Source organism: Halomarina oriensis, from assembly GCF_009791395.1.
Classification (GTDB): domain Archaea; phylum Halobacteriota; class Halobacteria; order Halobacteriales; family Haloarculaceae; genus Halomarina; species Halomarina oriensis.
Window position 1 is genome coordinate 53,200 of the sequence record NZ_WSZK01000030.1, and the last position, 13,165, is coordinate 66,364.

The window sequence follows — 13,165 nt, forward strand, 5'->3', positions numbered from 1 at the left end:
TCACTCGCCGCGCAGGAACGCGACGACGGCCGCGGGGTCGGCCGACAGTCCGCCGCCCTGGGCGACGGTCGGCGATCCGCCACCGCCCCCACCGAACTGGTCGGTCACGTCGTCGACCACGGCGCTCGCGTCGTGACCGTCGCTCGTCGCCACCGCGAGCGAGGCGTCCGCGACGAGGGCGACCACGTCCACGCCGTCGCCCGCGAGGTCCCGTGCGTGGTCGGCCAGCGCGTTCGCGTCGAGGCCGTCGACGGTGCCGACGACCCACGTCACGCCGTCGCGCTCGAAGGACTCCTCCCGGAGGTCGGCGAGTCGTGTGCCGACGACTTCCTCGCGGAGCGCGTCTCGTTCGGCGGCGGCCTCGTCCCGCGCGGCCCGGAGACGGTCGATGCCTTCGGGGACGTCCTCGACCGGCGTCCCGAGGTCACGGGCGGCGGTCAGGGTCGCTCGCTTCTCGGTCGCTCGCCGGTCGATGGCGGCCGGGCCGACGGCGAACTCGACGCGCGTCAGTCCCTCGCCGGGGTTCGAGCGGCCGAGGACCGTGACGGGGCCGAGTTCGCGCGTGTTCGAGACGTGCGTCCCGCCACAGGCGGCGACGTCCCAGTCGCCGGCGTCGTTCACGACCGTCTCCGTGGTCGTCTCGTCCGAACGCTCGCTCGCGCCGACGGTGACGAGTCGGACCGTCCCGCCGCCGAGGCCCTCCTCGGTCTTCGTGTTGAACGCCACGTCCGGCCGCGAGAGTGCCTCGTCTCTCGGGACCTCCGTCCACGAGACCGGGCGTGACTCCCAGACGACCCGGTTGACCAGTCGCTCCAGTTCGACCAGCGCCTCGTCGTCGATGTCGCTCGTCGTCGTGAAGTCGACCCGGACCTTCTCGGTGGTGATGCCGAACCCACCGTAGCCCAACTCCTCGAACAGACGCCGGCCCGCCCCGTAGAGGACGTGGCTGGCGGTGTGTGCTCGCATACAGTACGTCCGGAACCGCTCGTCGACGTCGCAGACGACCTCGGTCCCCACCTCGACGGCGTCGCCGCCACCCTCCCCGAGGTGATGGACGACCGTCCCGTCGCGTCGCTCGACGTGCTTGACGGGGACGCCCGCTACGGTCCCACGGTCCGCCGGTTGGCCGCCGCCTTCGGGGTAGAAGTACGATTCCGAGAGAACGACGCTGTCGCCGTCGACTCGCTCGACACGTGCCTCGAACGTCGTGACCGACGGCTCCGCCGCGGCGAGTGATGACATACCAGCCGAACGGACCGCCCTCACGAAGGGCGTTGCGGTCGCGCCGCTCGCCGGCAGGTGGTCGAGCGGGAGCGGGGCCGGGACCGGGTGGCTCAGTTCTCGGCGAGTCGGACGCCGAGTCGTTCTTCGAGGGCTTCGATGACCGACCCGCCGATGCCGGCACTGGTGGCCCGGCCCTGTTCGACGGCGACGAGGTCGGCCTCGCGGACGCCGACGTCACCGGCGAGGTCGGCCGTCGAGAGGTCTCGCTCCTCGCGGGCTTCGACGACGACGTCGCCGTACCCCTTCACGAGATACGGCAGCGGGTCGTCCTCGTAGTCCGCGCCCTCCTCCCAGCGCTTCGAGTCACCCTTCCGAGCGTCGTCCATGCGCGCCTGTGCCCGGACCGCCTTGAGTTTCCGGTCGCGGTCCTCGTCGCCCGTGGACCGGTCACCGCTTCGGCTGCCACCGCTGCCGCGCGACTCGCTGCTGCCGTGTCGCTGGCAGTCCGAACAGACCTGGAGGACGGCCCCCTCGACGTTCACGGCTTCGAGTGAGCGTCCTTCGGCACCGCAGAGTTCGCAGGAGTCGGAGTCCCGCGACCCGACGCCGCCAGTCGAGTACTTCGCCATACCCTGGGTTGCGTCCCGGCGCTATTTGAAACGTGCGCTCGTTGACCGGTCGACCGGAATCGGAACCGGACGACGTGACGGGCGTGCGTAGCGTGGGTCGCCCTCCCACTGGCGACCCCAAACGGAAGGGCTTTTAATACCTGGCCGGGTACGAGTAAACGCACGACGAAGCGTGCGTGGGTAGCCAAGCCAGGCCAACGGCGCAGCGTTGAGGGCGCTGTCCTGTAGAGGTCCGCCGGTTCAAATCCGGTCCCACGCACTGATGGGACTCATCGTCCCCAAAGTGCACGGTGCTCGTCACAGTGACAGCACCCACGCATCATCCTTACCGAAACAACACTGGAGAGCGACGAGTCCACGGTTCGAACCGCGCGGACGGTCGACTCCTCGAAGCGTGTTCCGTGAGTCGCCTGACGTCGTCGACAGTGGTCGGCTACAACTGTTCCACTCAGTCGTGGAACCGACCCGACTCCACGCTGGACCTACTGCGCGTGTATCGGCGGCCACGACTCACTGATTTCATTTCAGTGTTGTCTGTAGTGATACAGCTGTTAGATTTGTGCCGCGTGTGTATCAGAGGCTATCGCTCGACCGGTTTCTGCCCAGCCCGTGCCTTCGTAGCGCAACGAGAATGAACACGAACCCGAGCGCTAAGAAGAGCCAGTTAGTCGTGGTGCTGAGTGTCGTTTCGGTCACGTACTCATTCGCAATCAGAAGTTCGACAACGCCTCCAGTAGCGACGCACGCCCCTGCGATACCCCAGTAGTTGACTTCATCCGTCTTGACGTACTGCCAGAGCCCTCCGACAAGGCAGAGCAGTCCTCCTGCTGCGACGAGCCCGAGCCAGATGAGTGCAGAGTCGACCATCGTGGATAGAGTAGATGTTGACTGGTAGATGTTTATCGCTTCGGGTGATGGACTCACGCTCTCTGTCTAACAAAACCGGCAATCGGTGCGAGTGGTTTCTTTCACGACGGTTCGCGGTGACGCAGCTGTTAGACTCGTGCCGCAAGTCTAACAGCGAGGTGGCCGTATCGAGACGGAGTGATAGTTTAATATCATGTGGCTTGTAGTGGATTCTATGTCCGATAGGGAACCAGAGCGCAACAACCCGCTTTCCCCGTACTTCCCATCGAGAGTGCCATCAATACCGGGGAATGCTCGCCGATGGTTCGTAGTGCTGATGGTCGTGATTCTCTTTGGGGGTATGGTCCTGAGCCTCGCATTCTCACTTCTCGGGAGTGTGTAAGACACGCTCTGCGTCTAACAATTCCGGCAAACGCTGAACGGCATTATTTCCGGGACGAATCGTAGTGATTCAGCTGTTATATGCGTGCCGCGAGTCTACCAGTGGCGGAGTGGCTTTCGACCTATGTATATTCCTCTGCGAAGCGGACGTCTGTTGGTGAGTCAACCCGAATGACGACATTGAGCAGACCACTTCCTGATTGCGTCTCAAAGGCATAGGCCGCGGAAGAACCACCGCTGAGGCGGACGAATACCTGATACTCCGTCGGCTCGTCGAGGAGTGAAAACACATCGGTAATCTCGTCACGGTCGTCTGGGCCAACACGGAAATCACGCTCAAGTAGAATCTCTTGTGCTGACTGAGGCGTGGTTGCGGTCAGAGTACGTGGGAGGACGTTCGACCTCGGCTCGCCGTTGACTCTCGTGAGAATGACAGTAAGGTCTCGTTCTGACGTCGTCTCGTTCTCTACTACAATGCCACTACTGGTCGGCACGAAGCGAGTGCCCGGGCTGTTCGTTTCGCCGGTCAATGCCGAGCACCCCGCAACCGACAAGCTGGCTACAACAAGGCAGCTCTGAAGGAACGTTCGACGGGAACCAATCGGGGACATACGTTCAGTCGAAAGACAATTCAGCACAAGTACTTTGTCCAGCTACCAAGCGGCTCGTGTTGTTAGACCCACGCTCTCTGTCTAACAATTCCGGTAAACGATGCAGCGTGGGTACTCGCTGACTATCGACCCTCCGTGGCCACCGTCTCGTGCTGACGAATCGCCGGCCACTTCCTTCAGACCATTTCGTATCGAACTCGGTCCACCGAGCGGGGTCGGACTCGGCCAGAGCACCTCGACCGAGTCCGGGATTATCCGGCGAACTCGGCGAGGTGGTCGTTGATCTTCTCCGTCTCGTCGGTGACCAGTCCGTGGCCGCTGTTCTCGAAGCGGACGAGTTCGGAGTCCGCGATACCGTCGTGGAGCACCTCGGCCGTGATCTCGAAGGGCGTAATCTCGTCGTGGACGCCGTGACAGATGAGCGTCGGCACGTCGATGTCGGCCATGTCGGGTCGCAGGTCCTCGTCACGGAACGTCTTCGCGGACTCGATGGTCGCCTGCGGCGAGGCGTCCCCGCCGATGCCTTCGAGCCAGCGTTTGGTCTCCTCGCTGACCTCGGTGTGGAACAGCATGTCCGTGAACTGTGACAGCATCGCGGGGCGGTCCTCGCGCGCGCCGTCGATGAGCGGGTTGACCTCCGACTCGTCGAGTCCCTGCGGGAAGTCGGGTTTCTCGGTGAGACACGGACTCGCCGCGGCGAGGAGTGCGAGGCGCTCGACGTGCGCGCCGTCGTGACGGCTCATGTAGTGGGTAGCGATGCCCCCACCCATCGAGAACCCGACGAGGGTCACGTCCTCCACGTCGAGGTCGTCGAGGACGGCCCGGACGTCGTCGGCGAACATGTCGTAGCTGTACTCGCTCCAGGGCTTGTCCGACTGGCCGTAGCCCCGGAGGTCGACCCCGATACACCGGTAGCCCCGGTCGACGAGGTCGGTGAACTGCTGTTCGTACATCCGGTGACTGAGGGGCCACCCGTGCAGGAAGACGATAGGCTCGCCCTCGCCCCAGTCCCGAACGAACAGTTCCACGTCGTCGTCGACGGATACTCGTGGCATGGTCGCAGTTCGATGGAGGCGCGTCGTTCACTTAGTCTCACGACAGATGTGTGGGGTCGTCTACCTGTACGCGGTACCTTCTTATCACAGGTCGGGAGGGCTCGGCGACCGTCGCCGCGGGGTCGGGAGCGGGTTCGGAGCGACTCCAACGGGTGGTGGTCCGGTTCGCAGCCCGCATCGGAGGACCTCCCGAACGGCGTCGCTCGGCACACCGGGTCGGCGAGTCGTCGTCTCGCCGTGCTCGTCGCGCGCGGAGCGGACGTTCGTCCGCCACCGAACGGTGATCGAACACGAGCGGGACTCGCCGCCACCGGAAGCGACACGACGATACCACGGCCGCTCGTACCCCCGACCATGGAACTCCGCGCGAAAGAGCGCGTCCCGGTGTTGACGGGCGTGCTCACGGTGGTGTCGCTCGCCCTCGTCTTCGCCGCCGTCGGTCGGGTCCTCCCGACCGGGGCGCTCCCCCGGTCGGAACCGCTCGTCGAACTGATTCCACACCTCAACGCCGTGCTCAGCACGGCCGCCATCGGCACCATCACCGCGGGGTGGCGCTGGATTCGACGCGACGAGGTTGCGAGACACCGTGCCGCGATGCTAACGAGTTTCGTCCTGTTCGCGGCGTTCCTCGTCCTCTACCTCTACCGGGTGAGTCTCGAAGGGCCGAGCGAGTTCCCCGGCCCGGAGACGGTGTACCTGTACCTCTACCTCCCGTTGCTCGCCGTCCACGTCCTACTGGCCATCGTCTGCGTGCCGCTGGTGTACTACGCGCTGTTGCTCGCGGCGACCCACACGCCGACGGAACTGCGGCGGACCGCCCACAAGCGCGTCGGACGCGTCGCCGCGTCCCTGTGGCTGGTGTCGTTCACGTTGGGCATCGTCGTCTACGCGATGCTGTACGTCGTGTTCTGAGCGGGCGACGCGAGTTCAGCGAGGGACCGCTAAGGGAACGTTTTTGCCGCGCTTGGCCGACTACTCGACCATGGCAGACACGCAGTGGCCCCACGACCCGGATTCGGACGAGGGGAGCGAGGGCATGCGCAAGTACGGACAGGCCATCCTCGCCAAGAAGGTGAACGAAGAGGAGGACTTCCCCCTCTCGCGCGAGGAGTACGTCGAGCACTACGGCGACCACCCGGTCCGCATCGACCACGAGACGGTCGTCTCCGTCGCGGACGTCTTCGAGAACGTCGACCAGGAGGAGTTCCAGGACTTCCCGGAGTTCCACAAGGCGACCGGCCGGGCGATGCGCGAGGCCGGCAACTGGTTCTTCGACATCGACGACTACCGGGACTGATTCGGTCGGTCACCCCGCTCGTCGGCCCGGTCGTAGCAGAGATGCGGCGCGGGGTGACCCCGCCGTCGTCTCATCTCGGGTCGGTCACGGCGTCGTCCACCTCGAACGTCACCGCGCGGAGCGTCTGGTTGTACTCCTCGTCGTGTTCGAGGAACGTCTGCAGGTCGTCGAGCGTCAGCGTAGTCGAGTCGCCGTTCGTCTCCTGTGGGTCGAGGGTGTCTCGTCGTCCGTACTGCTCGGCCATCGAGTACACGAACGGCTCAGTAGCTACGTGGTGGTCGCCTGAATCGACTCTAGTGTGCCTGAAACTGTTACTACACCTCCTATCCGTTCGGCACAGCGTCGGTCCGTCGTGGCCCGCGCCGTCGCCGCGACGAATCAATACAGGCATACGGGGCCACTGAGTAGGGAGTCGCGTGACGAACACGCAGGTCACTCTCGTCCAAATCGACAACTACGGACCGTGGACGGTGACCCCCGAACCCCGTCGGGAGGTCGACCTTCAGACGCTCCAGTCTCGCCTCTACGCTGACCTCTCGCAGTTGTTCGGCAACCGCGAGGGCTACGTCTTCTTCACCCGCTTCGACAACATGATCGCGGTGACCAACGGCCTCGACCACGAGGCCCACGCGCTCGTTCAGGAGTCGGTGCGCAACCGCTACCCCGTGACGGTGAGTCTCGGCACCGGCGTCGACCCGTCGCCAGCGGTCGCACTGGGAGACGCCACGACCGTCGTCCAGAACGGCGGCAGCGCACAGGACGCCGACCGTCGGGAGGTTCTCGACGGCGCGGTGCTCGCGGCGGCCGACCGGGCGGACGACGACGTGCAACTCGCACACTTCGACGTCAACGACGCCACGGGCAAGTACACCGACCGACTCAACGAGTTCGACACGTTCATCAACATCGAACAGGGCTACGCCGCGCTGATGCGGTACATGCGGCAGGAACACGACTCGCTGTCGTTCTTCGTCGGCGGGGACAACATCATCTCCGTCTGTCCCGCCCTCGGCGAGGCGGAGTACCGCGACGCCATCGACGCGGTGTACGAGGAGGTCGGCGTCGAACTGAAGGTCGGCGTCGGCCGGTCACGGACCGCACAGGGTGCGGGGATGGCCGCCAAACACGCCCTCGAACGCTGCCGCGAGGAGGGGACGACCGTCGAGTTCGACTGAGCGCGCGCCACACCACGACCGGGTATTTACCGACGAATCTTTCGTCGGAAATCGGTCCGGACGCCGGTCGTTCTGCTATTTTCGGTGAAATATGGTTTGTAATTACAGCCACCTTTAAGAGGCTCGGTTAGAATATTGGGATAGTATGACACGTGAATTCGACAGGCGGAAGTTCCTCGTCAGCGCCGGTGCGACCGGATCGCTGTTCCTCGCCGGGTGTCTCGGTGGCGACGACGGTGAGGGCAACGGTACTGGCACCAGCACCAGCACCAGCACCGGCACCGACGGCGGTGGCGGTATGGACGGTACCGACACCGAGAGCATGGAGACCGAAACCGACACCGAGGGCGGCGGCGGGTCGGGCGGCGAGACCGACCGGACGCTCCGTCTCGGCGTGCTGATGCCGACGACCGGTGACCTCGCGAACCTCGGCCAGCCTATCCGCGACGGCGCGATTCTGCCGGGGACCCAGCTGGAGGGCAACACGCCGTTCACCATCGACATCCAGGAGGGTGACACACAGACCGACCCGAACGCGGGGCAGGCGGCCGCGGACAACCTCGTCAACGCGGGCTACCCGATGGTGACGGGTGCGGCGTCCTCGGCGGTGACCATCCAGGCGGCACAGAACGTGTTCATCCCGAACAGCGTCGCCGCGTGTTCCCCGGCGAGCACCTCGCCGGCCATCACCGACCTCAACGACAGCGGCCTCATCTACCGGACGCCGCCCTCGGACGCGCTCCAGGGGCCGGTCCTCGCACAGGTCGCCGGCGAGAACCAGGGGGCGTCGACGGCCTCGACGCTGTTCCTCAACAACGACTACGGCCAGGCGCTCTCCGAGGCGTTCGCCGGAGCGTTCGAGGAGATGGGCGGCACCGTCCAGACACAGGTGTCGTTCACTAGCGGGCAGTCCTCGTACACCTCGCGGCTCCAGCAGGCGCTGAGCGACGGTCCCGAGTCGATGATCGTCATCGGCTACCCGGAGTCGGGCGTCCAGATCTTCCGGGACTTCTACTCCAGTTTCGACCAGCCGGAGCTCCCCATCCTCGTCACGGACGGTCTCCGGAGCGAGTCGCTCCCGGCGAACGTCGGCAACGCGATGGCGAACGTTCAGGGGACCGCGCCGCTCGCAAGCGGGCCGGGGAACGACTTCTTCACGCAACTGTACGAGGAGGAGTACGGCCGCGCACCGGGCGTGTTCAACGCCCACGCCTACGACGCGTCGGCCTGCCTACTCATCGCCAACGCCGCCGCGGGAGCGAACGACGGGGCGGCCGTCGCCGAACAGATGCAGGCCATCAGCGCCGGCGGCGAGGAGTTCGGCCCCGAGACGCTCGCGGAGGCGCTCGAAGCGGCCGCGAGCGGGACGGACATCAACTACCAGGGCGCGTCCAGCGTCGTCGAGTTCGACGACGCCGGCGACCTCTCGGCGGTCACCTACGAACTGTTCGGCTGGACCGAGTCCAGTGACACCGAGAGCGGGTACGCCATCGAGACCATCGAGGAAATCGACGCGAGCGCCTGAGACGGCTCACACTACCCCCGATTCTTTCGACGAACTGCGTCCACGAGTGACCACACCGACCGCCTCCCGGAAGCGTGTGCGGCTACCGGCGCGACCGCTCGTCGGTGTGAGTGTGTGCGAACGACGGAGCGTGAACGCGAGAGGGCCTCGTGGCCCGCTGGACGCTCGGAGAAGCGTCGGTCCCTCAGCCGCCGAGGAACTCCTGTCGGACCTCCTCGTCGTGGAGCAGGACGTCGCCGTCGTCCTCGAAGCGGTTGGACCCGTTGACGAGGACGTACCCTCGGTCACAGCGCCGAAGCGCCTCCTTCGCGTTCTGCTCGACCATCAGGATGGCCGTTCCGCTCTCGTTGATACCGTCGATGCGGTCGAACATCTCGTCGACGAGGTCCGGGGCCAGCCCCGCGGAGGGTTCGTCGAGCATCAGCAGTTTCGGGTCGAGCATCAGCGCCCGACCCATGGCGAGCATCTGGCGCTGCCCGCCCGAGAGCGTGCCGGCTTTCTGTTCCTGACGCTCTTCGAGGATGGGGAACCGTTCGAACACCTCGGCGAGTTTGTCGTCGGGGAACTCGTCGAGGATGTACGCCCCCATCTCCAGGTTCTCGCGTACCGAGAGGCCCGCGAACACGTTCTCGTTCTGGGGGACGTAGCCCAGGCCGTAGTGGATGATGTCCTCGGGGACCATCCCGGCGATGTCCGTCCCGTCGAACTCGATGGCCCCGCCCATGAACGACGTCAGGCCGAAGACGGACTTCATGACGGTGGACTTGCCGGCCCCGTTCGGGCCGACGATGACGACGTACTCGCCGTCGGCGACGTCGAGGTCCACCTCGTCGAGCACCTGGAGGTCGCCGTAGCCGGCGTCGAGGTCACGGACCGCCAGCAGGCCCTCGGTGTCCGGACGTGTCGTCTCGGCGCTGGCGCTCCTCGTCTCTTCGGTCGTCGCTGCGGCGTCGCGCTCTGCTTCGCGCTCCTCGGGGGCGTCACCGGGCGGTGACTCCCTCGCGGCACCCGACTCGACGTTCGACTCGCCCTCGGCGTCCGGGTCGGTGCTCATATCGTCTCCCCCAGATACGCGTCGATGACGCGGTCGTCGTTTCTGATGTCGTCGGCCTCGCCCTCGGCGAGGACCGTCCCCTGGTGCATGACGATGATGTGTTCGCAGTTGTTCATGATGACGTCCATGTCGTGTTCGACGAGGAGGAACGTCAGGCCCTCCTCGCGCAGGTCGTGAACCCGCTTGAGCAGTTTCTTCTCCAGTGTCGGGTTGACACCGGCGAGCGGTTCGTCGAGCAGGACCATCTCCGGGTCGGTCATCAGCACGCGGGCCATCTCCAGCAGTTTCCGCTGGCCGCCGGAGAGCGACCCCGCGTACTCGCCCGCGAGGTGGTCGATCTCGAAGAACTCCAGGGTCTCCCAGGCGCGCTCTCTGAGGTCCTCCTCCTGTCTGGTGACGGCCCGACGGCCCTGTGGGACGACTCGTTCCCAGCGCTGTCGTTGGGAGTCGTCGAGGAAGCGTGGTGCTGGAATCCCCGGCACGACAGAGTTGAACAGCGACTCACCGACCTGCCCGCGGGGCGCGAGCATCATGTTCTCCAGGACGGTCATGTCCTCCATCTCGCGGGCGATCTGGAACGTCCGCACGAGGCCCTTGTTGGCGACCTGTTCGGGTCGCAGGCCGGTGATGTCCTCGCCCTGGAAGAACACCTTCCCCGAGGTGGGGCGGTGGACGCCGGCGATGCAGTTGAACGTCGTCGACTTGCCGGCCCCGTTCGGGCCGATGAGGCCGGTCAGCGACCCGGCTTCGACCTGGAAACTCGCGTCGGCGACGGCGGTGATACCGCCGAACTCCTTCCGGAGGTTCTGGATGCGGAGCGGGACGCCCCGTGGTGTGGTCTTCGCGGCCTCCTCGACGGCGGAGTCGGCCGTTCCGGGTTCGGGGGCGTCGCCCGACTCGCCCGTCTCACCCGACGTCTCGACGGGTTGTTCTTCGGTGTCACTCATCGTCGGCACCTCCCTGGGTCCGCCCGCCGTCGGTGGCGGCGGTCTGCCCTCGCGTCCGGTCGCGGCGCATCAGGTCGACGCTGGAGGCGACCTCCTTGCGGTGGCCCAGCAGGCCGTCCGGGCGGTTCTGCATCAGCCAGACGAGGAGGACGCCGATGATGATGAACCGCATGCTGTCGATGTTGGCGACGACGAAGCCCACCAGCGGGAGGGGGTCGGCCGAGAGCAGCGGCGTGAACGCGTCGATGACCGAGTTGGGTCGTGGCAACCGGAGGTTGAACGTCGCGACGATGTTCGAGATGTACGTCGGCAGGAGGAACAACAGCGCGGCGAACACCGCGCCGCCGAGGACGCTCCCGGTGTTCGACCCCGACCCGCCGATGATGAGGGCGATGAAGATGTAGAACGTCAACACGGGCAGGAAGTTCGTCGTCGGGTTGACCGACCCGTTGCCGAGGCCCTGCCAGAGCGCGCCGGCCAGCCCCATGAGCGCACAGCCGAGCATGAATATCTTGATCTTGAACATCCGGGTGTCCTTCCCGAGCGACTCGGCGACGAGTTCGTCCTCGCGGATGGCCTTCAGCACGCGACCGAACGGCGAGTTGCCCGTCCGCCGCGAGAGCCAGTAGACGAGGCCGACGACGACGAGCAACAGGACGGTGTAGGTCATATCAACGACCAGGTTCGTCCGCATCACGCCGAACGACTCGAACACGCCGAAGACGGCTTCGCCGACGGCGTTCGGTGCGGACGTGACGTCCGCGGGGTTCTCGTAGTACAGCGTCCGTGCGGGGTTCGCCGGGAAGTTCCGGGTCCCCTGCCCCGCGCCGGTGATGGGTGCCAGCGGGCGGGCGAGGGCGGTGGTGCGGATGATCTCGGACATCGCCACGGTGGCGATGGCGAGGTAGTCCGCCCGCAGTCTGAGTGCGGGGAACGCCGCGATGAGGCCGACGACGGCGGCGATGAGCATCGCGCCGATGATACCGATGGGCAGCGGGAGGCCGAGTCCGGCCGGCGTCGCGTCGGGCGACCCGCTGAGGAAGCCCACCGCGTACGCGCCGACGGCCATGAACCCCGCTACGCCGATGTTGAACAGGCCCGCGTAGCCCCACTGGAGGTTGAGCGCGAGGACGGCCAGCGCGTAGACGGCGACGAGGAACGTCATGCTCTGGACCGTCCCCAGCACGCCGGCGGTGTCGTAGCCGAGGTACATCCCGACCGCGGCGAACAGCGCCCAGAGCGCGACCATCGTGACGAGCAGGAGCGAGGCGTCGGTGGTGCCGCCGCCCTGACTGAACCGTGCGCGAAGCCCCGAGAAGCGCTCGCGTGGCGTCTCGTCGCTCATGTCGTCTCCACCCCGCCGTAGATACCCTGCGGACGGATCAGCAGGATGACGATGAGCAGCGCGAACGTCACCGGGAGGGTCATGTCCGACCACACCCCCGAGAGCCAGACGGCCGACGCCTGCTGGACGATGCCGATGATGATGCCGCCGAGGACGGCGCCGTAGACCGACCCGATGCCGCCGAGGATGACCGCCGCGAAGATGAGCAGGAGGAGTCGCCAGCCGATGTTGTACGCGATGGTGCCCTGCGAGAGGACGAGCAGGAACCCGGCCGCGCCGGCGAGGCCGCCGCCGAGCACCCACGTCGACCGGATGACGCGTTCGGTCGGGATGCCGGTGACCCGAGCGAGGTCCTCGTTGTCGGCCATCGCACGCATCGACTTGCCGAGTTTCGTCCGCGTGAGCAGCAGGTGGACGCCGACCACCAGCACCGCCGCGGCGACGAGGATGATGAGCTGGTGGGCGTCGACGATGAACCGGCCGAGTCCGAGCGCCTCACCGACGAAGTACCGCTGCGTGCCGGCGGTGACACCGGGGCGCTGGGTTCCGTAGACGATGGCTAACAGGTAGCGGACGACGAACGCGACGCCGATGCTGGCGATGAGCAGGGAGATGCCCTCCGCACTGCGCATCGGCTTGTAGACGACCCGGTCGAGGACGAGCGCCACGACCACCGTCGCAACCACGGCGACCAGCAAGCCGACGACGACGGCGAACGGGGCCGAGGTGATACTGACGCCCACCTGCCCGGCCGCCGGTCGAAGCAAGAACAGGTTTCCGAGCGTGGCGATGCCGCCCCCGGCGACGAGGTACGCCGTCGAGAACCCGGAGAACGCGCCGACGGTGACGTACTCCCCGTGTGCGAAGTTCGCAAAGTTGAGGATGCTGTACGTCAGTGAGAGGCCGATACCGGCCAGACCGTAGATGAGTCCGATGACCAGCCCCGTCCAGAGATACGTCAGTAGCGTCGACGGGCCGAGCGAGCCGTCGACGAGCCGTCTGAGCAGGTCCAGCAGTAACAGCACTGCGACCGCACCCGCCACGAACGCCGCGGG

The 13,165-nt window shown here is 66.1% G+C and carries 13 protein-coding genes and 1 tRNA gene; 5 read left to right on the top strand and 9 right to left on the bottom strand.

The window, feature by feature from the left end; all coding sequences use genetic code 11:
- Positions 1–1,242 (bottom strand): alanyl-tRNA editing protein, encoded by a 1,242-nt coding sequence (locus GQS65_RS16530; protein ID WP_158205736.1) that lies wholly within the window; start codon positions 1,240–1,242, stop codon positions 1–3.
- Between the two features lie 92 nt (positions 1,243–1,334).
- The gene (locus tag GQS65_RS16535; protein WP_158205737.1) at positions 1,335–1,853 is read right to left on the bottom strand and encodes a helix-turn-helix domain-containing protein; all 519 of its coding nucleotides are present in this window, start codon (positions 1,851–1,853) and stop codon (positions 1,335–1,337) included.
- A 174-nt stretch (positions 1,854–2,027) separates the two neighbouring features.
- On the opposite strand from GQS65_RS16535, the gene GQS65_RS16540 reads away from it, so the two are divergent.
- Positions 2,028–2,112: transfer RNA gene (locus GQS65_RS16540), tRNA-Leu, on the top strand.
- A gap of 314 nt (positions 2,113–2,426) precedes the next feature.
- Here GQS65_RS16540 and GQS65_RS16545 read toward each other — a convergent pair.
- Positions 2,427–2,720: a hypothetical protein gene (locus GQS65_RS16545; protein ID WP_158205738.1), complete on the bottom strand. Its 294-nt coding sequence runs from the start codon at positions 2,718–2,720 to the stop codon at positions 2,427–2,429.
- Positions 2,721–3,963: 1,243 nt separating this feature from the next.
- Positions 3,964–4,767: an alpha/beta fold hydrolase gene (locus tag GQS65_RS16550; RefSeq protein ID WP_158205739.1), complete on the bottom strand. Its 804-nt coding sequence runs from the start codon at positions 4,765–4,767 to the stop codon at positions 3,964–3,966.
- Positions 4,768–5,121: 354 nt separating this feature from the next.
- Here GQS65_RS16550 and GQS65_RS16555 point away from each other — a divergent pair, with 354 nt between their 5' ends.
- Together GQS65_RS16555 and GQS65_RS16560 are read left to right on the top strand one after the other, a co-directional pair.
- The gene (locus GQS65_RS16555) at positions 5,122–5,679 is read left to right on the top strand and encodes a DUF420 domain-containing protein (protein WP_158205740.1); all 558 of its coding nucleotides are present in this window, start codon (positions 5,122–5,124) and stop codon (positions 5,677–5,679) included.
- Between the two features lie 70 nt (positions 5,680–5,749).
- Complete coding sequence (locus tag GQS65_RS16560) at positions 5,750–6,064, top strand: DUF5785 family protein (protein ID WP_158205741.1); 315 nt, start codon at positions 5,750–5,752, stop codon at positions 6,062–6,064.
- Positions 6,065–6,134: 70 nt separating this feature from the next.
- Here the strand turns inward: GQS65_RS16560 and GQS65_RS16565 are convergent, their stop codons facing one another.
- Positions 6,135–6,308, bottom strand: a complete 174-nt coding sequence (locus tag GQS65_RS16565; RefSeq protein ID WP_158205742.1) for a hypothetical protein — start codon at positions 6,306–6,308, stop codon at positions 6,135–6,137.
- A gap of 172 nt (positions 6,309–6,480) precedes the next feature.
- On the opposite strand from GQS65_RS16565, the gene GQS65_RS16570 reads away from it, so the two are divergent.
- Entirely contained in the window at positions 6,481–7,239 is a 759-nt protein-coding gene (locus GQS65_RS16570) for a GTP cyclohydrolase IIa (protein WP_368280292.1), read from the top strand.
- Positions 7,240–7,384: 145 nt separating this feature from the next.
- Positions 7,385–8,764, top strand: a complete 1,380-nt coding sequence (locus tag GQS65_RS16575; RefSeq protein ID WP_158205743.1) for an ABC transporter substrate-binding protein — start codon at positions 7,385–7,387, stop codon at positions 8,762–8,764.
- Between the two features lie 184 nt (positions 8,765–8,948).
- Here GQS65_RS16575 and GQS65_RS16580 read toward each other — a convergent pair whose 3' ends face one another.
- The 4 genes from GQS65_RS16580 to GQS65_RS16595 are packed head-to-tail and all read right to left on the bottom strand — an operon-like array spanning position 8,949 to position 13,153.
- Positions 8,949–9,818: an ABC transporter ATP-binding protein gene (locus GQS65_RS16580; RefSeq protein WP_158205744.1), complete on the bottom strand. Its 870-nt coding sequence runs from the start codon at positions 9,816–9,818 to the stop codon at positions 8,949–8,951.
- Positions 9,815–10,765, bottom strand: a complete 951-nt coding sequence (locus GQS65_RS16585; RefSeq protein ID WP_158205745.1) for an ABC transporter ATP-binding protein — start codon at positions 10,763–10,765, stop codon at positions 9,815–9,817. Before GQS65_RS16585 ends, GQS65_RS16580 begins: the two co-directional genes overlap by 4 nt.
- Complete coding sequence (locus GQS65_RS16590) at positions 10,758–12,110, bottom strand: branched-chain amino acid ABC transporter permease (protein ID WP_158205746.1); 1,353 nt, start codon at positions 12,108–12,110, stop codon at positions 10,758–10,760. The genes GQS65_RS16585 and GQS65_RS16590 overlap by 8 nt, the downstream gene beginning before the upstream one ends.
- Positions 12,107–13,153, bottom strand: coding sequence for a branched-chain amino acid ABC transporter permease (locus GQS65_RS16595; RefSeq protein WP_199268488.1), 1,047 nt, complete (start codon positions 13,151–13,153; stop codon positions 12,107–12,109). The genes GQS65_RS16590 and GQS65_RS16595 overlap by 4 nt, the downstream gene beginning before the upstream one ends.
- Positions 13,154–13,165: the final 12 nt, after the last annotated feature.